At 32.8% G+C, this 25,820-nt stretch carries 18 protein-coding genes; 6 read left to right on the plus strand and 12 right to left on the minus strand.

All coding sequences use genetic code 11. The annotated features are described in order from the left end of the window. Window positions 1–66: 66 nt before the first annotated feature. Together LOS86_RS13115 and thiL are read left to right on the plus strand one after the other, a co-directional pair. The gene (locus LOS86_RS13115) at window positions 67–564 is read left to right on the plus strand and encodes a regulatory protein RecX (protein WP_309508770.1); all 498 of its coding nucleotides are present in this window, start codon (window positions 67–69) and stop codon (window positions 562–564) included. Between the two features lie 341 nt (window positions 565–905). Continuing rightward, window positions 906–1,952, plus strand: coding sequence for a thiamine-phosphate kinase (thiL, locus tag LOS86_RS13120; protein WP_231842524.1), 1,047 nt, complete (start codon window positions 906–908; stop codon window positions 1,950–1,952). 116 nt (window positions 1,953–2,068) lie between these two features. Here thiL and LOS86_RS13125 read toward each other — a convergent pair whose 3' ends face one another. Both LOS86_RS13125 and LOS86_RS13130 read right to left on the minus strand, forming a co-directional pair. Next, entirely contained in the window at window positions 2,069–3,610 is a 1,542-nt protein-coding gene (locus LOS86_RS13125) for a glycine--tRNA ligase (RefSeq protein WP_231842525.1), read from the minus strand. 63 nt (window positions 3,611–3,673) lie between these two features. After that, window positions 3,674–4,429, minus strand: coding sequence for a DUF8428 domain-containing protein (locus tag LOS86_RS13130; RefSeq protein ID WP_231842526.1), 756 nt, complete (start codon window positions 4,427–4,429; stop codon window positions 3,674–3,676). A gap of 61 nt (window positions 4,430–4,490) precedes the next feature. Between LOS86_RS13130 and LOS86_RS13135 the strand changes: the two genes are divergently transcribed. Together LOS86_RS13135 and LOS86_RS13140 are read left to right on the plus strand one after the other, a co-directional pair. Beyond that, window positions 4,491–5,174: a ComF family protein gene (locus LOS86_RS13135; protein ID WP_231842527.1), complete on the plus strand. Its 684-nt coding sequence runs from the start codon at window positions 4,491–4,493 to the stop codon at window positions 5,172–5,174. Between the two features lie 67 nt (window positions 5,175–5,241). After that, on the plus strand, window positions 5,242–6,846 hold the full coding sequence (locus LOS86_RS13140; protein ID WP_231842528.1) for an Ig-like domain-containing domain: 1,605 nt from the start codon (window positions 5,242–5,244) through the stop codon (window positions 6,844–6,846). On the opposite strand, the gene LOS86_RS13145 is transcribed toward LOS86_RS13140, so the two are convergent. From LOS86_RS13145 to LOS86_RS13175, 7 genes are all read right to left on the minus strand, one after another. Continuing rightward, window positions 6,835–7,602, minus strand: a complete 768-nt coding sequence (locus LOS86_RS13145; protein ID WP_231842529.1) for a nitrilase family protein — start codon at window positions 7,600–7,602, stop codon at window positions 6,835–6,837. The genes LOS86_RS13140 and LOS86_RS13145 overlap by 12 nt on opposite strands. Beyond that, window positions 7,599–8,054, minus strand: a complete 456-nt coding sequence (locus LOS86_RS13150; RefSeq protein ID WP_231842530.1) for a hypothetical protein — start codon at window positions 8,052–8,054, stop codon at window positions 7,599–7,601. The genes LOS86_RS13145 and LOS86_RS13150 overlap by 4 nt, the downstream gene beginning before the upstream one ends. 32 nt (window positions 8,055–8,086) lie before the next feature. Continuing rightward, window positions 8,087–10,654 carry a T9SS type A sorting domain-containing protein gene (locus LOS86_RS13155; RefSeq protein WP_231842531.1) on the minus strand — a complete coding sequence of 856 codons (2,568 nt, stop codon included), beginning with the start codon at window positions 10,652–10,654 and terminating at the stop codon, window positions 8,087–8,089. A gap of 230 nt (window positions 10,655–10,884) precedes the next feature. Then, entirely contained in the window at window positions 10,885–11,646 is a 762-nt protein-coding gene (locus tag LOS86_RS13160; protein WP_231842532.1) for a succinate dehydrogenase/fumarate reductase iron-sulfur subunit, read from the minus strand. A 6-nt stretch (window positions 11,647–11,652) separates the two neighbouring features. Then, window positions 11,653–13,662 (minus strand): fumarate reductase/succinate dehydrogenase flavoprotein subunit, encoded by a 2,010-nt coding sequence (locus LOS86_RS13165; RefSeq protein WP_231842533.1) that lies wholly within the window; start codon window positions 13,660–13,662, stop codon window positions 11,653–11,655. Window positions 13,663–13,680: 18 nt separating this feature from the next. Further along, the gene (locus tag LOS86_RS13170) at window positions 13,681–14,544 is read right to left on the minus strand and encodes a succinate dehydrogenase cytochrome b subunit (protein ID WP_231842534.1); all 864 of its coding nucleotides are present in this window, start codon (window positions 14,542–14,544) and stop codon (window positions 13,681–13,683) included. Between the two features lie 241 nt (window positions 14,545–14,785). Then, the gene (locus LOS86_RS13175; RefSeq protein ID WP_231842535.1) at window positions 14,786–17,575 is read right to left on the minus strand and encodes a VPS10 domain-containing protein; all 2,790 of its coding nucleotides are present in this window, start codon (window positions 17,573–17,575) and stop codon (window positions 14,786–14,788) included. A 276-nt stretch (window positions 17,576–17,851) separates the two neighbouring features. On the opposite strand from LOS86_RS13175, the gene LOS86_RS13180 reads away from it, so the two are divergent. Together LOS86_RS13180 and LOS86_RS13185 are read left to right on the plus strand one after the other, a co-directional pair. Next, on the plus strand, window positions 17,852–19,144 hold the full coding sequence (locus LOS86_RS13180) for an aminopeptidase P family protein (RefSeq protein WP_231842536.1): 1,293 nt from the start codon (window positions 17,852–17,854) through the stop codon (window positions 19,142–19,144). Between the two features lie 142 nt (window positions 19,145–19,286). Then, window positions 19,287–20,069 carry an alpha/beta fold hydrolase gene (locus tag LOS86_RS13185; RefSeq protein ID WP_231842537.1) on the plus strand — a complete coding sequence of 261 codons (783 nt, stop codon included), beginning with the start codon at window positions 19,287–19,289 and terminating at the stop codon, window positions 20,067–20,069. Window positions 20,070–20,277: 208 nt separating this feature from the next. Here LOS86_RS13185 and LOS86_RS13190 read toward each other — a convergent pair whose 3' ends face one another. The 3 genes from LOS86_RS13190 to kbl all read right to left on the minus strand — a co-directional run bounded on the left by LOS86_RS13190 (window position 20,278) and on the right by kbl (window position 25,820). Then, complete coding sequence (locus LOS86_RS13190; protein ID WP_231842538.1) at window positions 20,278–23,055, minus strand: PD-(D/E)XK nuclease family protein; 2,778 nt, start codon at window positions 23,053–23,055, stop codon at window positions 20,278–20,280. A gap of 64 nt (window positions 23,056–23,119) precedes the next feature. Beyond that, window positions 23,120–24,520: an OmpA family protein gene (locus tag LOS86_RS13195; protein WP_231842539.1), complete on the minus strand. Its 1,401-nt coding sequence runs from the start codon at window positions 24,518–24,520 to the stop codon at window positions 23,120–23,122. A 103-nt stretch (window positions 24,521–24,623) separates the two neighbouring features. Next, a complete protein-coding gene (gene kbl / locus LOS86_RS13200; RefSeq protein ID WP_231842540.1) occupies window positions 24,624–25,820 on the minus strand; it encodes a glycine C-acetyltransferase in 1,197 nt (398 codons plus the stop codon).

The following is a 25,820-nucleotide window of genomic DNA, read 5'->3' on the forward strand; positions in this document are numbered from 1 at the left end:
CCTACAAAGATAAATCATAATTTTTTGATTATGAAATATTTATTGCATTATTAAATTGTTAACGAATTGAAAACTAATAAAACCTCATTTACCTTAAAAGAAATCTATACCAAGATGGAATATTATTGTTCTTATCAGGAGCGTTGTTATAAGGAAGTGGAAGAAAAATTATATTCTTTTTCGTTATCAACTACTGAGAAAGAAACCGTATTAACTCATCTTATTGAAAATAACTTTATTAATGAAGAACGTTTTGCTCAAAGTTTTGCGCGTGGCAAACACAATTATAAATTTTGGGGCAAAAATCGTATTGTAAATGAGTTGAAATTTCGGAATATCTCCTCTCGTCTTATAACGATAGCTTTGAAAGAAATTCCAGAAGAAACTTATTTAGAAAACTTCCATCTATTAGCCGAAAAACATTGGAATAGCATTACCGAACGAAAAGGACAAAAAAAGAATAAAAAATTCGTCGATTTCTTGCTTAGAAAAGGCTATGAAACGAGTTTGATTTATGAGAAGCTGAAAGAGTTGGAAGCTGGGAGTTATTACTCCGAGATTTAAAAAAATTATAAAGCTCTTTATAGAACTTAACAAAACTTTAATCCTCTAATTTTGCATAATGTTACACAAATTTATTACACCGAGCTACACGGAGATTTTTTGAAGTGGATTGTGTTGAAAAGAGATACTCAGAGGCGTTTTACTTTTTTGATTTAAAAGATTTAAAGTGAATTGTTTATAGAAGGAATTGTCCCCTTGAGGGGACTTTAGGGGTGTAGTGATGCTGATTTTACCACAGATTTTAAAATTTACTTTGCGTGACTTTGCGAAAAAACTTTGCATGGCTTTGCGTTAAAATATTTGTATCACAATAAAATCGTACTTTTGCAAAAAAATAATCCATGTTAGAAGATAAAAATCAAAGCAGAACCAGTTTATCACAATTAGGTGAATTTGGCTTAATTGAACACTTAACAAAAAACTTTACTGTTAGTCAGGAATCAACACTAAAAAGTATTGGTGACGATGCTGCAGTACTGAATTTTGGTGATAAAAAAGCGGTAATTTCGACTGATTTATTAGTGGAAGGCGTTCATTTTGATTTGGCTTACATGCCGTTAAAACACCTAGGATACAAAGCTGTTGTTGCGAATGTATCTGATATCTGCGCCATGAATGCTACTCCAACCCAAATTACGGTTTCGGTAGCGGTTTCGAATCGTTTTCCTCTAGAAGCTTTGGAAGAATTGTTTGATGGCATAACGTTAGCCTCTAAAATTTATAATGTAGATGTAATTGGTGGCGATACCACTTCTTCGCAAAAAGGGTTAATTATTAGTATTACTGCAATTGGTGAAGCAAATTCAGAAGATATTGTGTATCGTAATGGTGCAAAAGAAAATGATTTGTTAGTAGTTTCGGGTGATATTGGGGCTGCTTACATGGGATTACAAGTTTTGGAACGCGAAAAACAAGTGTTTCAAGTGAATCCAAACAACCAACCCGTTTTAGACGATTACACGTATTTAATTGAACGTCAATTAAAACCAGAAGCTAGAACCGATATCAAAGAACTTTTAGCAAAATTAGAAGTAAAACCAACTGCCATGATTGATATTTCGGATGGTTTGTCGTCCGAGATTTTACATTTGTGTAAGCAAAGTAATGTAGGTTGTAATTTATACGAAGAGAAAATTCCAGTTGATCCACAATTGATAAATGTGTGCGAAGAATTTAATTTAGATATTACCACTGTAGCATTAAGTGGTGGCGAAGATTACGAATTGCTTTTCACCATTAAAATGGAAGATTTTGATAAAATCAAAGGCAATCCAAATTTCACCGTAATTGGACACATGGTTGCCGCTACTGAAGGAAATCATTTAATCACAAGAGCGAATACAAAGATTGCATTGAAAGCTAGAGGTTGGAATGCTTTGAGTGAGTAGTTTACAGTCGCAGTATTCAGTCGCAGTTTAAAAAGCTTTAGAGATAAAAACCCCGAATTTAAAATGAAATTCGGGGTTTACTTTTTACTTTGAGCTTTTTACTTTTTACTTCTCAACTACATTTTCATCAACCAATTTCTCATCGAAACTTCATTATTGATAATATCGCGTAATGCTGAAATTTTCACTCTATCTTGTTGCATAGAATCTCTGTGACGGATAGTTACCGTTTCATCTTCTAATGTTTGATGATCTACTGTAATACAGAATGGTGTTCCTAAAGCATCTTGTCTTCTGTAACGTCTTCCTACAGCATCTTTTTCGTCATACGCTACATTGAAATCCCATTTCAAATCATCGATGATTTTACGTGCAACTTCTGGTAAGCCGTCTTTTTTTACCAATGGTAAAACAGCAGCTTTTGTTGGTGCTAAAACCGAAGGTAAACGTAAAACTGTTCTTGTAGAACCATCTTCTAACACTTCTTCTTGTAGTGATTTTGAGAAAACAGCTAAGAACATTCTGTCTAATCCCACCGAAGTTTCTACTACATAAGGCACATAGTTTTTGTTTTCTTCCGTGTCAAAATATTGTAATTTTTTACCTGAATATTGTTCGTGCGCTTTCAAATCGAAATCGGTTCTCGAGTGAATTCCTTCTAATTCTTTGAATCCGAATGGGAAGTTGAATTCGATATCGGCAGCTGCATTGGCATAATGTGCTAATTTTTCGTGGTCATGGAAACGATAATTTTCCTTTCCTAAACCAAGCGATTGATGCCAAGCTAAACGTGTCGTTTTCCAGTATTCGTACCATTTCATCTCTTCTCCTGGTTTTACGAAAAACTGCATTTCCATTTGTTCGAATTCGCGCATACGGAAGATAAATTGTCTAGCAACGATTTCGTTTCTAAAGGCTTTTCCGGTTTGAGCAATTCCAAATGGAATTTTCATACGACCTGTTTTTTGAACATTTAAGAAATTTACGAAAATTCCTTGAGCCGTTTCTGGACGAAGGTATAAATCCATTGCGTTTTCAGCAGAAGCACCTAATTTAGTTCCGAACATTAAGTTGAATTGCTTTACATCGGTCCAATTTTTTGAACCGCTTTCTGGACAAGCAATTTCTAATTCTTCAATTAAAGCTTTTACATCGGCAAGGTTCTCTGTCTCTAAAGAACGCGCCATTCTTTCCAAAATTTCCTTCTTTTTAGACAAATATTCCATCACACGTGGATTGGTTGTTTTGTATTGCTCTTCATCAAAAGCAGCACCAAAACGCTCACGTGCTTTGTCGATTTCTTTTTGTGCTTTTTGATTTAATTTTTCGGCATAATCCTCAATTAAAACATCGGCACGATATCTTTTTTTAGAATCTTTATTATCGATTAATGGATCGTTAAATGCATCAACGTGTCCAGAAGCTTTCCAAGTGGTAGGATGCATTAAAATTGCAGCGTCTAATCCTACAATATTTTCATGCATTTGCACCATCGATTGCCACCAATATTCGCGGATGTTTTTCTTTAACTCAACACCATTTTGTGCATAGTCATAAACCGCACTTAAACCATCGTAAATTTCGCTTGACGGAAATATAAATCCGTATTCTTTTGCATGCGAAACTACATTCTTAAAAATATCATCTTGTTTTGCCATAGTGCAAAAGTAAAAATAGGAATGAAATAAAGAAAAGAAATTGAAGAATAAAAATTAGAAATATTAATATTCGAAAACAGTAGTGCCTATTTTAACAAAATCGTGATAAATATTAATTTTATACTTTCCTTTTATGGTCTTCTTTTGTTCTAAGTTAACATAGGTGCAAACATCTGTGTCTTTCTTCTTGTAATCAGCATCAACAGAGGCACTATATTGTAATTTAACTTTTAAATCTGACTCAACTGAGGTATTTCCAGAAGATATGATTTGATTCTTTGGATTAACAACTTGAACATAAATTGTTTTTTGACCCGATTTTACTAAATGATTTTCTTCTAAAGTAAAACAAACTCGCAATTGTTGAATTTTCGTGTCTTTCAAATCATAGTTATCTGAATAAATCTTAACACCTTTAACATTAATATTTAATGCCGCTAATTTGTCTGATTTTGAAGCCAATCCTGATTTAGCTTTGAAACTGTTATTTGATTTTGCTTGCTGAACTTTAGCGTAATATACTATAGAATCTTCAGCTGATACTAGTTTTGAATCACCCGCTATAGAACTTCCACCTTGTAGTAAACGAATTTGCTCATTATATCTAACACTATCTTCTCTGTTTTTTAAACTAATAGAGTCATACTTATGAAGAATTTCAGCTAATTGACTATCTAGAACTTTATTTTCTAAATCGGCAATTTCAACATAAGTTTCAAATTCATCAGTTACTTTATAGTATTTGACACTAAAAAATAAAGCCAAAAGCATCAATACAATGATGCTAATTTTTGCTATTTTATTTTTGCTTAATGCCATTTTTATAATTTTTTTCTAAATTTATTCAAAAAACTAAATGTTGGTATAATTTTTCGATAAAATGCTTAAAAACCTGATTAACTTACTTTATCCCAAACTTTGTAACGGATGTAATTCATTACTATTAAAGAATGAATATACTATCTGTAGCGCTTGTATTCACGACCTTCCGTATACCAATCATCATAAATTAGAAGACAATGATACAACAAAAAAATTTTATGGCATAATTCCGATTGAATTTGGAGGTTCCTTATTTTATTTTCATCAAAAAGGAATTGTCCAAAATCTTGTACACAATTTAAAGTATAGGAACAAACAAGAAATAGGAACTTATTTGGGAAAACTTCATGCAAATGAATTAAAAGTACTTACCGAAAGTAAAAAATTTACTGAAATTATTCCGGTTCCACTTCATCCAAAAAGATTAAAAGAAAGAGGATATAATCAAATTACAACCTATGGAATGGCTTTGTCTACTGAACTTAACATTCCATACAATCCAACTCTTCTTTTTAGAAACAGATACTCTAAAACGCAAACCAAAAAAGATAGAGAAAAAAGGAAAGAAGTTTCAAACTCATTATTTGATGTTACCTTCTCTGAAAAAGATCACAACCAACATTTTTTACTAATTGATGATGTAATTACTTCTGGAGCCACATTAGAGGCTTGCGCAAAAGCATTACTAAAAATCCCGAATAGCAAAGTTAGTATTGTTACAATTGCCTATACCCTTTCTTAAAGTTTCTTAAAAATTGTATGTTTGCACTAATTATAGTTGTTATTTTGCAATACTATTATTTAATAAGATGATAAAATTAAAAAACATAGCCTTTTTTGTAACAACTCTTTTAATATTAACTAGTTGTGCTAAAAGAGGATTTATTACTGGTGGTGATAAAGACACTTTAGCACCAAGAATTACCAGTAGTGATCCAGAAAATTTTAAAACAAATTTTAAAGGGAATGAAATTAAAATCAACTTTGATGAACTAATTAAAGTTAAAAACATCAATAAGCAGTTGATCATTTCGCCACCCATGAAAAAACAACCCATCATTGTTCCTCAGGGTAATGCTAGCAAATTTATTTCTATTAAAATTTTAGACACTTTACAGCCGAATACTACCTATAGTTTTAACTTTGGTCAAAGTATAACAGACAACAACGAAGGAAATCCGTATTCGCAATTTAAATATGTTTTTTCTACTGGTAGCTATGTAGATTCTTTAACAGTGGTTGGTAAAATTAAAGATGCATACGAACAACAACCTGATAATTTTGTAAGTGTGATGTTATACGATGCTCAAACGTTTACAGATTCAACTGTTTATAAAGAAACTCCTTTATATGTTACCAATACTTTAGATAGTTTAAAAGTATTCTCATTAGAAAATCTTAAAGAAGGTTCTTATAGAATTGTTGCAATGAAGGATAAATCAAGCAATAATATTTACAATCCTGCGATTGATAAAATTGGTTTTTTAGATTATCCTATTACAATTCCTACTTCTGATATGTTTGAACTAGAATTGTTTCAAGAAAAGAAACCGTTTAAAGCTGAAAAACCCACACAAGAAAGCAATAACAAACTTTACTTGGGTTATGAAGGAGATTTTAAAAAGACTAAAATAAAAGCAACTTATCAAAATAAGGAAGTTCCTATTGTAGTGACAAAATTCCCAGAAAAAAATAAAGATTCGGTACAAATATTTTATCCAAATGTAAAAATGGATTCCTTAGAAATTACGGTTTCTAATGGTGATTACATAAAATCTTTTACTTCTAAATTAAAAGACCTTAAAGAAGCCGATTCATTGAATCTCGAAAAAAAATCGTCTAGTCTTTTATCATTTAGGGATTCATTTGTTTTAAAATCGTCTACTCCAATTGTTAAAATAGATAATTCTAAAATCAATTTAATTAATAAGGATTCAGCAGCTGTAGCATTTACATCTCGTTATAATGAATTTGATCAAGAAATAATTTTAGATTTTAACAAAGAGGAAGAAGAAAAATATAAAATAGCTTTTCTTCCAGGTGCTTTAGTTGATTTCTATGAAAAAACTAACGATACTTTAAAGTATAATGTTTCTACAAAACAACTAGCCGATTATGGCAACCTGAAAATAAATCTCGAAAATGTAAATCGCTTTCCAGTTATTATACAGTTATTAGACAAAAAAGAGGTTTTATATAGCGCTATAACCACAAAAGAAACAAGTGTAAGTTTTGATATTATTGAGCCAAAACTTTATACCATAAGAATAATTTATGATGATAATGCAAATGGCGAATGGGATACAGGAAATTATTTAGCAAAAAAACAAGCTGAAGAAATTATCTATTTTCCAAAACTCATTGATGTCAGGGCTAATTGGGATGTAGAGCAAGATTTTATATTAAACAAATAATTTAAAATCATCTTTATCATTTAAAAAATTAAATTTTTGACGTGCTTCATTTTGAGACGTTTTATCGATTTCAATTTGAAATACACCCAATTCATTTTCACAGTCTACAATAGTATTTCCTAAATAGTCATAAGCTTGAGAATGTCCAGGATATTCCAAATGATTGGCATCTTCTCCTATTCTGTTGACTCCAATAGTATAACACATGTTTTCTATTGCACGCGCTTTTAAAAGTGTATCCCAAGCGTTTATTCGTGGTTTAGGCCAATTGGCCACATATAATAATAAATCGTAATTCTCAACATTTCTAACAAAAACTGGGAAACGTAAATCATAGCAAATTTGTAGGCAAATGTTCCAATTGTTATAATTAATAATTACTTTTTCTGTCCCTTTTGTATATACTTTTTCTTCTCCAGCTAGAGTAAACAAATGACGTTTATTATAATATTCAACTTCCCCTGAAGGATAAACAAAAACCATACGGTTATAGAAATTGTCATTCTCCTTAATAACCAAACTTCCCGTTATGGCACAGGTTTTCTTTTTAGCTAAATCTTTTAACCAAGACATTGTTTCACCTTCCATAGTTTCAGCTACAGCACAAGGATTCATCGTAAAACCTGAAGTAAACATTTCGGGCAATACAAATAAATCAAACGATTCGTCTTCATTAAGAAAATATTCTTCAATGAATGTTCGATTTATTGATGGATTTTCCCAAGATAATTTGGTTTGAAAAAGTGCGATTTTCATTTATCTAATTTTATTGAATATTCCCAATATTTCATTGGATGATTATTTGAAATTGACGGTATTAAAACCAATGGTATTCCACCTATAATAAAACTTCCTCCGATAAAAGCTCCCAAAATTCCTGTTCCTACTGTTGCAACACCTGCGATTATCATAACAGAACCATACACAATAAAAATAGGATTTGCTATGGTTCCAAAAAGTGATTTTTTCTTCAATTTTATTATATCTTCTAGCAGCACAACTTGGTCTTCAATCATTATACTTGTTGAATCTTTTATTGTAAATCGTCCATACAATTTTTGTCCTTCTTTTGTCCACACTTTAATACGTTTATGCTCTTTAATTTCTTTAATGAAATTAGAATTTGATTTTTGTAGTACTAAAACATTATTTTGTGATAAAACAGCAATCGAACAAAGTAAGAAAAACAAAAGATATACACGCTTCATACTAACTTAATAATAAGGTTAAATGTATCAATTTATTTTTTTAAAAATTTATACCTATATATATTGTTGCTGTTTTGAATATTAATAACATACATTTGATTTTGAAGGGATTCTACAGAAATTTGATTATTAAAAAAAACTCCTTTTTGAACAATTTGACCTGATAAAGTAGTGATTTGATAGCTTGAATTCTCTTCTATATCAGAAAAATACAAAATGTTATTTACAGGGTTAGGAAATAAAAATGTTTTTTTGATGGATTCATTTGAATTGATATTTAAAAAAGATTCGTTGGTTAAACGAACTAAACAGCGTTCTGTTACTCCTTGAAAACTATTGAAATATCCTCCAACAAGAAAACCTCCATCAGGTTGTAAATAAAATACATTAATATTGCCATTAAATCCTGTGCCTATATCAAAAGTAGAATCCGCAGAACCATTTGAATTAAATTGTTTTATTCTATTTATATCGATATTTCCAGGTACACCAATGATTATTTTTCCATTAGGTAAAGTTGCATTTGCTGCAAATCTACCATAAGTATGTGGTGTAAGCGCAGTAAAGTTAAATGAAGTATCAACACTACCATCGCTATTCATTCTGAATATTCTATAATTATTGTTCCCAAGTGAATCAGAAATTAGTATAATTTTTCCATTGTTATCCAATGACATATATAAATTTTTATTTTGATGAAAGTATAAAGATGAAGCCATAGTAAAGGTGTCATCTAAAACACCATTCTCTAATACCCTTATAACTTTACTTTTATAAGTGTCTACAATTCCTAAAACTAAAATCTTGCCATCCGGTTGTAAAATAATTTTTGTAATGCTTTGAAAAGTACTTAAAGGACCAAAAACAAAAGTATTATCAAGTGTCCCATCTGCATTTAATCTCAATAATTTTCGATTAATATTAGTGTCAAAATAAATCGTTCCTGCTGCTAAAATTTTACTATCTGACTGTAATGCTATTGAGGTACAAGAACCGCGAGTACCATAAGCATTTTCAACCGACATACTATTAAAGTCAGTGTCTATACTACCATCTGTATTAAGCCTAACTACCGCTCCTACTTTTATACCATTTACAAATCGTCCTCCAGAAGCAACAATTATTTTACCATCAGGCTGGGCTATAATTTCATTGGCCTGTATATCATTTTCAATAAAAGTGTGCATCGGAGCATTAAAGGTCGCATCTAAACTTCCATCTGCATTTAATTGGACTATGCGATCTCTTGCAACGCCATTGTAAGCTCTAAAATTGCCTCCAATAATTATTTTTCCAGTACTGGTTTGGGTTATACATTCAACAGATCCATTGAAGCCTCTACAAATATTGTTAAAATCAATATTTTTGGAACCGTCATTATTAATCCGAACCATATTGTCGGTAGCAACATCGTTATATGTTTTAAACTGTCCTACTGCAATTATATCGTTATCCGCAGTATAAAACATTTGATTTATAAAAGTTTGGAAAAGCCCTTCTGACTCAGTAGTAGCATTGTCTAAACCACCAGAAAAAGAAGTATCCAGATTTCCGAAAGCATCAAGTCTTAAGATATTATTTATAGCATTATTGTAATATTTTTTAAAACTACCACTAATAATCACTTTACCGTCTGGTTGTAAAAGTGCTGCTGTGATTCCTTTTCTATTATTTTCTGAGGTGCTACTTAATGGAACTGTAATATTAAACCCTCTAGAATCAAAAGTAGTATCAATTGTACCGTCTATATTAATTCGTGAGATGTCTCTATAACTGAAATTCATGATTTTATCATATTTTCCAATAATTATTATTTTACCATCAGGTTGAAAAATAAAATCATTCACAACTGTTCCTCCACCGTTGGAAGCTGGATTAAGATAAACCGTGTTTAAAAACGAATTATCCAAAGTTCCATCATTATTTAATCTTTTAATACTTGAAAAAAATTGGCTTGCAAGCATTATTTTTCCATTTGGTAACAACTTTATTTTCGAAATAGATATTTCACCTAGAGTAGAATCTAGTGTAAATTCATTGTCGAGTGTTCCATCGTTATTAAGTAAAAATAAAGAATTTTTATAAACACCGTTATAACTGATTAAATCACCACCTACCAAAATTTTTCCATCTGGTCTGATTTGAACGGAACTTACAAATGGATAATTAGAATTTACATAGGTATTAAAGCTAGTACCGATGTTAAAACTAGTATCTTTTGTTCCATCAGGATTTAATCTTACAATATATTTCGAAGGTGTATTATTAAACGTAGTAAAACTTCCTACAATAATAATTTTACCGTCTGATTGAAGTGCTATATCTTTAACCAAACCATTCAATTCAGTATTCAAATTAAATGTCGTATCTAGAGTGTTGTCGAGGTTAATTCTTGTTATTTTTGAATAGTTTATATTCAAAAAATAATTTTCAACTATTATTAACTTTTGGTCTGGTTGTAAAATTGAAAATGAAAGCTTGTTTTCAACATAAAATTTATTCTCAGGCAATACATAAGGATTAAATAATATATCTTTTTCAAAATTCTGAGCTTGTAAAGTAAGGCTGAAAATAAGTATAAAAAACAAGTATCTTATCATATTTAAGTTATTTTAAAATTTAATTTTCTTATAAAATTAACAATAAAGTCTAAATAAATATTGCTGAATATTATAAAATTATTCTAAATTGATGAACATTCTTTAGATTTCAAAGGATTTCAAAAAGTAATGAAGGAATCAATTATATTTAGAATTTAATCAAAAATTAAACGCATCCAAATAAATGAATGCGTTTAGATTCTTTACTTCGTCAGAATGACAAAATGGTATTATTTCAAAGAAGCTTTTAAGTATTCTCTGTTCATACGTGCAATGTTCTCTAACGAAATCCCTTTTGGACATTCGATTTCACATGCTCCAGTATTGGTACAATTTCCGAATCCTTCTTCGTCCATTTGACGAACCATGTTTAAAACACGTTGTGTAGCTTCAACTTTACCTTGTGGTAATAAAGCATATTGCGATACTTTAGCTCCAACGAATAACATCGCTGAACCGTTTTTACAAGTCGCCACACATGCTCCACATCCAATACAAGCTGCTGCTTCAAACGCTTTGTCGGCATCGTCTTTAGGAACTGGAATAGAATTAGCATCAATAGTATTACCAGAAGTATTTACCGACACGAAACCACCAGCTTGCTGAATTCTATCAAAAGCGCTTCTGTCAACCACTAAGTCTTTAATTACTGGAAACGCTTTACTTCTCCAAGGTTCGATGTAGATTGTATCGCCATCGTTGAACATTCTCATGTGTAACTGACAAGTAGTAATTCCTGTATCAGGTCCGTGAGCACGCCCATTGATGTATAAAGAACACATACCACAAATTCCCTCACGACAATCGTGATCAAACGCTACTGGTTCTTTCTTTTCGTTGATTAATTGCTCGTTTAATTGGTCTAACATTTCCAAAAACGAACTTGCAGTAGAAACATTATCTAATTTATAAGTTTCCATGCTTCCTTTTGAACTAGCGTTCTTTTGACGCCAAATTTTAAGGTTTATGTTTATATTTTTAGCTGCACTCATAATCTATTATTTATAATTTCTAGCTGCAATTTTAATTTCTTCGTATTTCAATTCTTCTTTGTGAAGCTCTTCTTTGCTGATGTCATCACCTTTATATTCCCAAGCTCCAACAAATTTGAAGTTTTCGTCATCACGTAATGTTTCACCTTCAGCATCTTGATATTCTTCACGGAAGTGACCACCACAAGATTCTTTACGTTGTAACGCATCCATTGCCATTAACTGTCCTAATTCGATGAAATCGGCAACTCTTAACGCTTTTTCTAACTCAGGATTTAATTCGTCTGCGCTTCCAGGAACATAAACATCTTTGTAGAAATCTTCTTTTAATTGAGCGATTTCAGCAATAGCCTCTGTTAATCCTTTTTCGTTACGAGCCATACCTACTTTATTCCACATAATCAAACCTAATTTTTTATGGAAATAATCAACTGACTTCGTACCATTGTTGTTTAAGAATTTACTAATTGAATCTTTCACTCTAGCTTCTGCTTCAGCGAATTCTGGAGATTCTGTAGAAATTTTACCTGTTCTAATTTCGTCTGCTAAATAGTTAGAAATAGTGTATGGTAACACGAAATATCCATCTGCCAAACCTTGCATTAAAGCCGAAGCTCCTAAACGGTTAGCTCCGTGGTCAGAGAAGTTAGCTTCTCCTGCTACGAAACAACCTGGAATTGTTGATTGTAAGTTATAATCAACCCAAACACCACCCATAGTATAGTGAACTGCTGGATAAATTTTCATTGGTGTTTCATAAGGATTCTCATCTGTGATTTTTTGATACATCGTAAACAAGTTACCATATTTCTCTTCTAACCACTGTTTACCTAAAGCTGTAATTTCTTCTGGAGTTGGATTATGATTTCCTTTTGCATAAGCCGCTTGACGACCTTTAGTTTGAATTTCCGTTGAGAAATCTAAGTAAACACCTTCATTAGTATCGTTAGCTTCGATACCGTAACCAGCATCACAACGCTCTTTTGCAGCTCTTGAAGCCACGTCACGAGGAACTAAGTTTCCAAACGCAGGATATCTTCTTTCTAAGTAGTAATCTCTATCTTCTTCTGCAATTTGAGTTGGTTTTAATTTACCAGCTCTGATTGCTTCAGCATCTTCTTTTTTCTTTGGTACCCAAATACGACCTGAGTTACGTAACGATTCAGACATCAACGTTAATTTTGACTGATTAGTTCCGTGAACTGGAATACATGTTGGGTGAATTTGTACATAACATGGATTTGCAAATAACGCTCCTTGCTTGTGAATTTTCCAAGAAGCTGTTACGTTACTTCCCATTGCATTTGTAGAAAGGAAATATACGTTTCCGTAACCTCCAGAAGCGATAACAACAGCATGAGCTGAATGTCTTTCGATTTCTCCTGTAATTAAGTTACGAGCAATAATTCCACGAGCTTTTCCATCCACTTTAACTAAATCTAACATCTCATGACGGTTGTACATTTTTACACGTCCTAACCCGATTTGTCTTGATAAAGCTGAATATGCTCCTAATAACAATTGTTGTCCTGTTTGTCCAGCAGCGTAGAAAGTACGTTGTACTTGCGTTCCACCAAACGAACGGTTATCTAACATTCCACCATATTCACGAGCAAAAGGAACACCTTGCGCTACACATTGGTCAATAATATTACCTGAAACTTCTGCTAAACGATGAACGTTTGCTTCACGCGCACGGTAGTCACCACCTTTAATTGTATCATAGAAAAGACGGTACACACTGTCACCATCATTTTGATAATTTTTTGCTGCATTGATACCTCCTTGAGCCGCAATTGAGTGCGCACGACGAGGAGAATCTTGAAAACAGAATGCTTTTACATTATACCCCATTTCTCCAAGAGAAGCGGCTGCAGAAGCACCTGCTAAACCAGTTCCTACCACAATAATATCAATTTTTGGTCTATTATTTGGGGCAACTAATTTCAAGTGATTTTTATGATCAGTCCATTTGTCTTTTAATGGACCCGCTGGTATTTTAGAATCTAACTTCATAATATATACTGATGTTGATTATTTTTTAAAGTGTAAGAAAATAGGAATGATTGCAAACAATAATGGAACTAGTATTGCAAATGCTTTTCCAACAAACTTGATAACAGGTGTAAATTTAGAGCTATTAACCCCAATGGATTGAAATGCACTTTGAAACCCGTGCCATAAATGGAAGGCTAAAGCCAACATAGCTAAAACATAACCAATTGTAAAATACAATCCGTATTTAGCATCTTTGAAGAAATCTACAGTTAATTTGTGTAAATCTTTATATAAATCTGCTGTTTTAACATCTGCCTGACTGTAATATAATTCTGTTTTGTTTTTGATAACAAATTGTTTTGGCATCATAGTCGTAGGATCTGCTTTTTCTCCTTCTTTTGCCACTTGGTCAACTGGATAATATTGGCCAGTTTCTGTACCCACATAAAACTTCTGTTTGTTTCCTTGCACTTCAATTTCTTTAACCATTAAAGGCATATTTTTATCAAAATGCATTTTTGCCCAAAAATTCACCATGTGAGTAGCAATGAAAACCAAAATAACTGTTCCTAAAACCGCCATATTTCTTGATGCAAAACTACTAGAAGAACCATCTGTCTTTGCGTAACCAATAGGTCTAGCTTTTTTGTTTTGAACTGTCAACATAATTCCATCAATAGCATGGAATATAATTGAAATGTAGGTAAGATAAGAAAGTAACTTAACTGCCGGATTGGTGGTCATGAATAATGCGTATTGATTAAACTGCAGGTTAGTTCCAAAAATCAATTGAAGATTTCCAGCTAAATGACCCGCCAAAAACAAGCATAAAAATAAACCTGTAAGAGCCATCCAGTATTTTTTTACAATAGACGACTTCAATAGTGCTGATTTTGCCATAATTATTATTTGATTGTACTAGTTTTATAAAAAATCAAACAAAAATACGGCTATTTGAAATTAACTACAACCTTTTAGCGCTAATTTATAATGATTTTAAAATGAATTTAACTATCGTTGAATATCAGTGTTTTAGACTACATTCAACATGTAATATATACTATTTTAGCAAAAAATAAATAGCAAACCGTAAGCTGCATGAAAAAAAGAGGCTCAAATTTAATAAATCCGTGAGAAAAGGTTACTTTTTTGGACTTAAAATCTCAAATAATTTACTTTCGGAGAACTTATCTCTACTAATGGTTAATTTGTACTTACCAACAGCTAAATAAAACTTCTTGTTTTCCGCTGCTTTGATTTTAATTTTTTTGTCTTTTTTATTCCAATTATCCGCTACACTTTTTGGCATCGAATAATCAAAATTAAACGAATTCAATCCTTTTTTAGCTTCTACTTTTTGATCATAAACTATCATTCCAAATTCATTCGCAATCGAAACGTTCACGATTCCATCAACATTTGAATAAAACGAAATTGTTTGCGATGGTTCACTTGGTTTTCCCCAAGCGTAATTTTGAGTCCCCCATCTTTCCGATTTTGTTCTATCGTTTACTTTGAATAAATGCAGATTTTTAACTAAAACTTCCTTAGTCAATTCTTGCACTTTAGAAATATCCATTTTATAAATCGAACGCCCATGAGTTCCCACGATTAATTCTTTTGCTTTCGTTTGAATCACCGCATCATGAACTGCCACTTTTGGTAATCCATTTGAGAAATCTTGCCAAGTTGCGCCTTTATCTAACGAAATAAACAAACCATTATCAGTACCAACATATAAAATATTTTCATTTGCCGAATCTTCAACAATAACATTAACCGCTTGCGTTAATCCGTTTGAAATTGAAGTCCAAGTCGCACCAAAATCTTCCGAAACAAAAGCATAACTATCAAAATTATCGTTTCTGTACCCATTCAAAGTAACATAAACTCTTTCTTTTTTATGAGACGAAGCCACAACTCTTGAAACCCATAAATTCTGAGGCAAATTACCCGAAATCAATTGCCAAGAAACACCGCCATCTTTCGAAACATGGATTTTTCCATCATCAGAACCAACATAAAGCAATCCAAATTGAAATTTACTCTCTGAAATAGTAGTAATTGTTCCAAAAGCTATATTTCCTTCTTTTGCACCATTGGTTAAATCGCCTGAAATTCGTTCCCAAGTTTCCCCTTGATTCATAGAACGGTGTAAGAAGTTAGAACCCATGTATAAAATATCTTGGTTATGTGAAGACAATAAAATTGGGGTTTGCCAATTAAAACGATACGGTTTTTCTCCCGAAGTTTCGGGATTTGGCGCTTTTGGCGTGATATAATCAAACTTGCCTTCTTTTTGATTGATTTTGTAGTAGTTTCCAAATTGATATCCAGTAAAAACCACATTAGGGTTTCTACTATCAATCTGAATTTGCATGCCATCGCCACCAATTAATTCTTGATACGGATATTTCCCATCTTGATGCCAAGCCACATTGTGCGAATAGTTATTTGGTCCGAACCAAACGCCATTATCTTGTAAACCACCATACACATGATAATTTTCTTGATAATCGACATTTACTGCATACAATTGACCTAATGCTTCGTTATTGCATTTAATCCAATTTGCTCCGTTGTCGTAAGAAATATTTACACCACCATCATTTCCGTTGATAATATGATTTAGATTTTCGGGATTAATCCAAGTTACATGATGATCGGCATGCACGTTTTCTTTAGAAATGGCAGTAAAAGTTTTTCCACCATCTTCCGAAAACAATAATGGAACACCACCAATATAAACCCGATTTTGATTGGTTTCATCTACCGAAATATTCGCGAAGTAATAACCATAGGTATAATACATATCGTCAATATAATTCTGATTTGTCTTCTTCCAAGATTTTCCACCATCTTCCGATTTATATACTTCACAACCAATAACTTCGGTTTCAAATAAAGCTTTATTAGCATCCGATAAAACCGCTAAAACTTCTTTTGGTTCCATATTATTATCGGCAACCCAATTTTTAATATTCTCAGCACGATATTTATCTCTAAAACCACTTTCTTTCAATGCAATGTTCAATTCTTTATTCGAAATTTCCATGAAATCTGCACCTGGAGTTGACAACATCGTAGTCAATTTATTTTTTGAAACCGTTTTTGGTCGTTTGTTCTGATTATCTAAAACCGCATAAATTACATTTTCACTGAACATCGCTAAACCAATTCTTCCCACACCTTCATTCGCAGGAAATCCACTTTCTTTTGTGGTTACTAATTTCCAAGAATTTCCGCCGTCTTCACTCTTATAAATACCCGATTTTTCTCCATCACCATCAAAATGCCAAGCTTTTCTATCTTTTTGCCATGACGCCGCAAACATGATTTTTGGATTAGTTTTCGAAACCGCTAAATCAATAATTCCAGCATCTTCAGCTACAAACAAAGTTTGTTTCCACGATTTTCCGCCATCAGTTGACTTATAAATCCCACGTTCTTTGTTAGTTGTATATAAGTGTCCAACAGCAGCGACTACAATTTCATTCAAATTACTTGGGTTGACCCAAATTCGGCTGATATGATGCGAATCTTTTAATCCTAAATTATCCCAAGTTTTTCCTTTATCCGAAGATTTTAAAACACCCACTCCAGCATAAGAAGAACGCGAAGCATTCACTTCACCTGTTCCAACCCAAATTGTTCCTGAGTTCCAATCCACTGTAAACGAACCACAATTAACAGTTTCCGCCGAATCCATCACTGGCGAAAAAGAAGTTCCGTTGTTATTGGTGTACCAAAGTCCGCCTGTAGCATACGCGACATAAAATTCAGTTGGATTTTTCGGATTTACTGCTAAATCTACCACACGACCACTCATAATCGTTGGCCCGATATTCTTAGCTTCCACTTGATTAAACAACGAATTTTGAGCGATTGCCGATTGCACAATCAATAAAAACAGGATAGTAATTTGCTTCATCTTGAAAAATTTTGTTGAAAATTAGCCAAAACATTACACTTCTACAAAATTTCTAAAGTATTTAACAACTTTTCATTTTTATCTTTTTATTTTTGGAAAACATTTTTTAAACACATAGAAACATAGAATTTTGATTCTTTAGAGAAGGCATTTTATTAATTTTAGTTAACATAGTTCAAACTATCTTAAAATGAAATGCTATGTTTTTCTAAAACTTTTTAGAGAAACCTATGTATCTATGTGGTTAAAATTTAAACATTAAAAAATATTTACAACATGAAATACCATCAAATAGACCGCAATTTGTACATCAAAAACAGAGCTAAATTTACGGCTCAAATGAAACCTAATAGCGTTGCGGTATTCAATTCAAACGACATTTATCCGGTTTCTGCCGATTCTACTCTACCTTTTGCACAACATCGAGATATTTTATATTTATCTGGCGTAGACCAAGAAGAAAGTATTTTATTGCTTTTCCCAGATGCTCCTTACGAACATTTGAAAGAAATTTTATTCTTAAAAGAAACGAATGAGCATATCGCTATTTGGGAAGGTGAAAAACTTACGAAAGAACGAGCTTTTGAAGTTTCTGGAATTAAATCGGTGATTTGGTTACAAGATTTCCACAAAACATTGAAAGAAATCATGGCGTATGCCGATACGATTTATATCAACACTAACGAACATTACAGAGCCGTTATCGAAACGGAAACTCGTGAAGCGCGTTTTATTAAATGGTGGAAAGAAAATTATCCTGCTCATAAAGTAGAAAAATCGAATCCTATTTTACAAAGATTGCGTTCAGTAAAAGAAAGCGAAGAATTGGATTTAATCCAAAAAGCATGTGATATCACTGAAAAAGGTTTTAGACGCGTTTTGAATTTCGTAAAGCCAGGTGTTATGGAGTACGAAATCGAAGCCGAATTTGCTCATGAATTTTTAAGAAATCGTTCGAAAGGTTTTGCGTACACACCAATTATTGCTTCTGGAAATAACGCAAATGTGTTGCACTACATCGAAAACAACCAACAATGTAAAGCAGGCGATTTAATTTTATTAGACGTTGGTGCAGAATATGCTAATTATTCAAGCGATATGACACGTATGGTTCCAGTTTCAGGTCGTTTTACGGATAGACAAAAAGCGGTTTATCAAGCGGTTTTAAATGTAAAAAATGAAGCTACGAAAATGTTGGTTCCAGGAACGTTATGGAAACAGTATCATGTAGAAGTGGGTAAAATCATGACTTCGGAATTACTTGGTTTAGGATTATTAGACAAAGCAGACGTTCAAAACGAAAATCCAGATTGGCCAGCGTATAAAAAATATTTCATGCACGGAACGTCTCACCACATGGGATTAGACACACACGATTACGGATTATTACACGAACCTATGCAAGCTAACATGGTATTCACAGTTGAACCTGGAATTTACATTCCGAAAGAAGGTTTTGGTATTCGTCTAGAAGACGATATGGTAATTCAAGAAAAAGGCGCTGCATTCAACTTAATGCGTAATATTCCGATTGAAATTGAAGAGATTGAAGCGATAATGAATAGTTAGTTTTCAGTCTCAGTCTCAGTTTACAGTATATACGGCTTGCAGAAATGTGAGCCGTTTTTTTATTTTCAAACTTAGCTTACTTCGCGAAAAAACTTTGGTTCCGAAGTTTCGGAATTTGCGTTTAAACCCTAACTTTGCCCTCATGAAAACCACCAACTTCAAAAACACCAAAATCAGTTACACCGACCAAGGAAAAGGAACGGCTGTGGTTTTATTGCATGGCTTTTTGGAAAATCAATCGATGTGGAAGGCGTTTATTCCTGAATTGGTGAAGAAATACCGCATCATTACGATTGATTTATTAGGTCATGGCGAAACAGAATGTTTGGGTTATGTCCACACTATGGAAGACCAAGCCGACATGGTGCATCATGTGTTGCACGAATTAAAAATCAGAAAAGCGGTTTTAATTGGACATTCAATGGGTGGTTATATCGCATTGGCTTTCGCCGAATTGTATCCTGATAATGTCAAAGGAATTGTATTACAAAACTCCACTTCAAGAGCAGATAGCGACGAACGAAAAGCAAATCGTGAACGTGCTATTATTGCCGTGAAGCAAAACTATTCAGCTTTTATTCGCATGAGTATTGCTAATTTGTTCAGTGAAGACAATCGCGAACGTTTAGCTGACATTATTGAAGAAGTAAAATTAGAAGCTTTAAAAACACCACATCAAGGAATCGTTGCCGCTTTAGAAGGCATGAAAATCAGAAAAGACCGCGAAGTTATTTTGCATTTTGCGCCTTATCCAATCCAACTTATTTTAGGTAAAAAAGATCCAGTTTTGAATTATGATGACAATTTAGAACAAATCGAAGGCACGCAAGTACAACTTACTACGTTTGAAGACGGTCACATGAGTCACTTTGAAAATCAGACGGAATTATTGGCGGTTTTGAGTGGGTTTTTGAAAAGGGTTTAACCACTAAGAGCACGATGAAGGCACAATTTACACAAAGCTTTGTGAACTTCGTGTAATTACTTTTTGTCCTTTGTGGTTCAATACAACCTTATGTTTAAAAAAACATTTATCCACTAAGAAAGTAAAATAAACACATAATAAATTAGCCACAGATTTCACAGATTAGAAGGATTTTGGAATCTGTGTAAATCTTTTAATCTGGGGCAAATTATACTTTTTCCTTAAACGGAATTTCTGTATTGAAAATTTCTACAATCAATTTTTCTAGTTCTGCTTTAAAATCGTCTAAAATTTCGTTTGAAATAACAATATCAGCATCTTTTCCTTTTCCTAATCCGAAAGGTAAAAAACCGTTTTTCATATTTTTGAATGAAACAATTCCAGCTGAAACTTCTCGATTTTGTTTTAACTCGTGATTTTCAAACATCAAGGCATAGCACAACAACTGAATGATTTTCTCATTTTTTATATCGGAAGTCAAATCACCAAAATCTTGAATTTTTAAGCTGTTTCCATCTACTTTTCCGGTTTTATAATCGATAATTCTGATGGCGCCTTCTCGCTCTTCAATTCGGTCGACTTTACCTGCGATTTTTATTGGAAATGGTAACGATTTTACTTCAATTTCACAAGATAAACTCGCTTCCAACAGCAAAACTTTTATAGCTTGACCTTCTTCGATATCTTTCTTTTCCATTTGCAGAAAATTGTAAACATTTCGTTTCGCTACTTCAAATGCCAACAGGTTTTTCCCTTTGGTGATTTCGCCTTCTTTATAAATTTCTTTGAAATGTTTTAGAATCACATCATCAATTTTGGCTTCCATCGCTTCAATATGATGCAATGCTAAATACTGATTCAAATACGGCTTATACAATTCTTCCAACGCATTGTGAATAATAGTTCCCAACGTATTTACCGCGATATTTTCTTCTACTTCTTCGGCTTCGTTTATTCGTAAAATACGTTGCATATAAAATTGTAGCGGATTTCGAATATAATTTGTCAACGATGATGGCGAAAACCCTTTATCGGTTGCGATTTCGTGCAAACGTGTTAGAATTTTATCTGTTTTTGGAATCGTTACGGGCTCGTATGCTTTTTCAGGTAAAACGGCGTTGTAAATGGTACTTGTGATATTATGCTTTGGTTGTTTCTCGATTTCTAATTGGGTAACGAAACGACTTTTTTCACCAGCATCAATTCCTTCATTATCGGTATTATAAAGCAACCAAATGTTTTTTGCACGCAATAATAAATGGTAAAAGTGATAGCAATAAATGGCATCTTTTTCTTTGTAAGTTGGCAAACCTAATTCCTTTTTCACATCATAGGGAATGAATGAGTTTTGCGATTTTCCAGCAGGAAATTTACCTTCATTTACCGAAGTAATAATTACATTTTCAAAATCCAATACGCGGCTTTCTAAAACACCCATTACCTGAAGACCACTCAAAGGTTCGCCTTCAAAAGTAACTTCCGCTAAATCGATAATTTGCTTATAAATCGATTGTAATGACTGTAAGCTTTCAATTTGATTATAGGTTTCGTGATAATTAGTTAATTTATTTATCGTTTTAAATACTGAATACACAAAAGCTTTGGTTACTTTTTCTTCGGCATCATCATTACTTAAATGAGATTTTACTGTTAGTAAAATAGCATTTAAATTCGCTAAAATACAAGAAATTGAATCGTCCCATCTAGTAAATAATAGCTCAAAGAATTTATTTTCTATGTTTGGATATTTCTCTTCGAATAAACTGAATAATTTTTGATTGGAAAAGAAGGTGAAATTGTTGTTATTAATCACTTTTACCACTTCTTCCACTTTGCAATAGGGTTCTACCAAAGGATGATTTAGAATATCTAAAACTTCTTTGTAGTAGAATGTATAGATTTTCTCATTTCGTTGTTTGGCATTCGAATGCAACTTAAACAACTTGCTAATCAAGAGTTGCGCAGGATTATTTTTACTCGGATAACCCATCGTAATATTCAATGCATCAACCGATTCTGGTAAACCGTATAAAACAGGAAGCAATAGGTTTTCATCACCTAAAACAACCGCAGTATTTTCTAAATTTGAATTTTCGGTTTGAATTTTTTCAATAATAGTTCCTACAATTTTGGCTTGACCAATGCTTTTAGGAGTTCCAATAATTTCAATATTTTTCTGTTCGCTGAAATGATTTACAACCCATTCGAAATCTTGATTTACGAAAGGCTTCCATTCTTTTTTGAATTTACGGATAAACAAACCAGCATCATGATACGAATCGTTTAAAAAAACGGCATCGATATCCCAATAAATTTTGGCTTTATTTTCAGTTGCTAAATGTTTAAATATTCGTTCCTCTGCTTGATTTAAGGCATTAAATCCAGCAAAATAGATTTGATTAGATATTGTTGTTGTAAAAGGAATTAAGTTTTTAACTGCTTGTCTATACAATAAACCTTGATAACCGATTCCCTTTTTTAATAAATGATTGTAAAACGATTCGTAATACAAGGGTAATTTAGCCCAAAACTCTAAATGAGATGAAATTAATTGTGTTTTATCTTGGGGTTGTAAATTCCATCTTTTTAATGCTTCAATATCTTCTAAATAGGAAAAAACATGATTTGGATCTAACAAATAGCGATCGATTTCATTAAAATCTTGAATAGCTGTTTTTGCCCAAGTGGCGAATTCTTCAAACGATTTTTGTTTGGTTTTTTCGGTAACGGAAAGATAGACTTCATAGAATTCGAATAACAATTCAATTGAATCGATCGTACGCAAACCTGAAATATCTTGAATAAAATCTTCAATACTGATGATTGTAGGAGCAAACGAAGTTTTTTCTAATTGATTTTTAAGACTTTCTAAAAGAAATACTTTGGCTCTTTTATTAGGTAAAACAATTAGACAATTTGATAATTCAATATCAGATTGTGATAAAATAGCTTGGCTTAACTTATCTAAAAAAGTAATTGTTTTCATTTTATAAAAATAAAAAAAACGTCCCGATAAATCGGGACGTTTCTTATTATATTTTAGAAAGAAATTATTTTACTAATTTCACTTCAACTCTTCTGTTGTTAGCTTTACCTTTAGAAGTTTTGTTAGAATCTACTGGCATAGTTTCACCAAAACCTTTAGAAGTTAATCTAGAAGCATCGATACCGTTTTCAATTAAGAAGTTTTTAACAGCAGCAGCTCTTTCTTCTGATAATTTTTGATTAGAAGCTTCAGAACCTGTACTATCTGTATGACCTTCTAAAGAGAATTTAGCAGTTGGATACTCTTTTAAGATAGCAGTCATTGCTTGTAAAACTGGAATTGTTTGTTTTTGGAAAGAAGCTTTACCAGAGTTAAACAAAATAGTTTTACCATAGTCGTTTAATTTTTTCATTGTATCATCAGATACTTCTGGACAACCATTGTTAGCAACTGTTCCAGCTACAGTAGGACATTTGTCATCTTTATCAGCAACACCGTCACCGTCAGTATCAGGCCAAGGACAACCAGCATTTTCTTTAGCACCTGCTACAGTAGGACAATTATCATCTTTATCAGCAACACCGTCACCATCAGCATCAGGACAACCATTCATCATTTTTGTACCTTTATCTTCTGGACAAGCATCTTCAGAATTGATGATTCCGTCACCATCGTTATCTGGACATCCGTTTAATTCTTTAGTTCCTGCCTCATCTGGACAAGCATCTTCTGAATTTTGGATTCCGTCTTTATCATTATCTGGACATCCATTGAATTCTGGTAAACCAGCTTCTTCTGGACATGCGTCATTTTTGTCATAGATTCCGTCACCGTCTGTATCTTTACCTCCAAATTTGAAAGTTAAACCAGCAAAGTGTTGAATGTGTGTTGGAACATCCATATCTGGAACTCTGTTATCATCAAATGAATGTTTATAAACAGATTGTAATTGGATACCAACTTGTTCAGAGAACCAAAAAGTAATTCCTACACCTCCGTTTACAGTTCCTGCAGATGCATCACCAAAGAAGTTGTAACCTCCACCAATGTTAAGTGATGGGTCAAACCATTTAGTTCCAATCATATCCATAAAGCTGTATTTGATTGTTGCATCAAAAGCATAGTAAGATAAATCTCCAGGATTTACTACCATATCAGTTGAACCAGTACCTGGAACTCTGTAAACCATTTTGTCAATTTTATTAACTGACCCTGTTACACCGAAAGAGAAACCATCTCCAACATATCTAGATACGTTTAAATAAGATACAGAAGGTAAAATGTTCCAGTTTTCACTTACATTACCTAATTGTATCCACTTTGGACTATCGTTTCCAACAGCACTTACTTTAGTGTCTACTCCGTTAGCACCAAAAGAGATTGCCCACGGATTGTTGCTGTCTTGTGCTTGAGTTGACATACCTGCAAACAATAAAGCGGCAGCAAATAATTTTAAATGTTTCATACTTGATTTATTTAATTACAATGCGTTATAATTACAGCAAAAGTAATATGTTTTTTTAAACTACAAAAAGTTTTGTTAAAAAAAATTACTTTTTCATAAGATTTTACTTGATTATTCCTAAATTCTTTGCAACTTCTGTAAAAGCCATAATTGCCTTATCTAAATGTTCTTGTGTGTGTGCCGCTGATAATTGTACGCGAATACGTGCTTTATCCTTTGGAACAACTGGAAAGAAAAATCCTATTACATAGATTCCTTTTTTCAATAATTCTTCTGCCATTATTTGAGATAATTTGGCATCGTACAACATTACAGGCACAATTGCAGAGTCTCCATCAATGAAATCAATACCCGCTTTTCTTAATCCGGCTTTGAAATAATTGGTATTCCATTCTAACTTATCTCTAAGTGTTGTGTCTTTTTCTAATAGTTCAAAAACTTTTAATGATGCTCCAATAATTGATGGTGCCAATGAATTTGAAAACAAATAAGGACGTGAACGTTGACGTAAAATTTCAATCACTTCTTTTTTAGCTGTGGTATAACCTCCCATGGCACCACCAAGTGCTTTTCCAAGCGTTCCGGTAATGATGTCTACACGTCCCATAACACCTTTAGCTTCTAATGTACCTTTTCCTGTAGCTCCTATGAAACCAGCAGCATGACACTCATCTACCATTACCAAAGCATCATATTTATCAGCTAAGTCACAAATTTTATCTAATGGCGCTACTAATCCGTCCATTGAGAAAACTCCGTCGGTTACAATTAATTTAAAACGATGACCGGCTTCAGTTGCTTTGATTAACTGTTGCTCTAAGTCTTCCATATTATTATTTTCGTAACGGTAACGAGCTGCTTTACACAAACGAACACCATCAATAATAGAAGCATGATTCAATGAATCGGAAATAATACAATCTTCTTCTCCTAATAAAGGCTCGAAAACACCACCATTAGCATCAAAAGCAGCTGCGTATAAAATAGTATCTTCTGTTCCGTAGAAATTAGCGATTTTTTGTTCTAATTCTTTGTGAATATCTTGAGTTCCACAAATAAAACGTACTGATGACATTCCGAAACCATGAGAATCTAAAGCATCTTTCGCAGCTTGCACTACTTCTGGATGTGAAGAAAGTCCTAAATAATTATTTGCGCAAAAGTTTAAAACCTTTTCTCCAGTCGAAATGGTGATTTCTGCTCCTTGAGGTGAAGTAATAATGCGTTCTTTTTTGTATAATCCACTTTCTTTTATAGTGGCCAATTCGTTTTGTAGGTGTTGTTGGATTTTTCCGTACAT

Origin of the sequence: Flavobacterium cyclinae (assembly GCF_021172145.1) — a bacterium.
Lineage (GTDB): Bacteria > Bacteroidota > Bacteroidia > Flavobacteriales > Flavobacteriaceae > Flavobacterium > Flavobacterium cyclinae.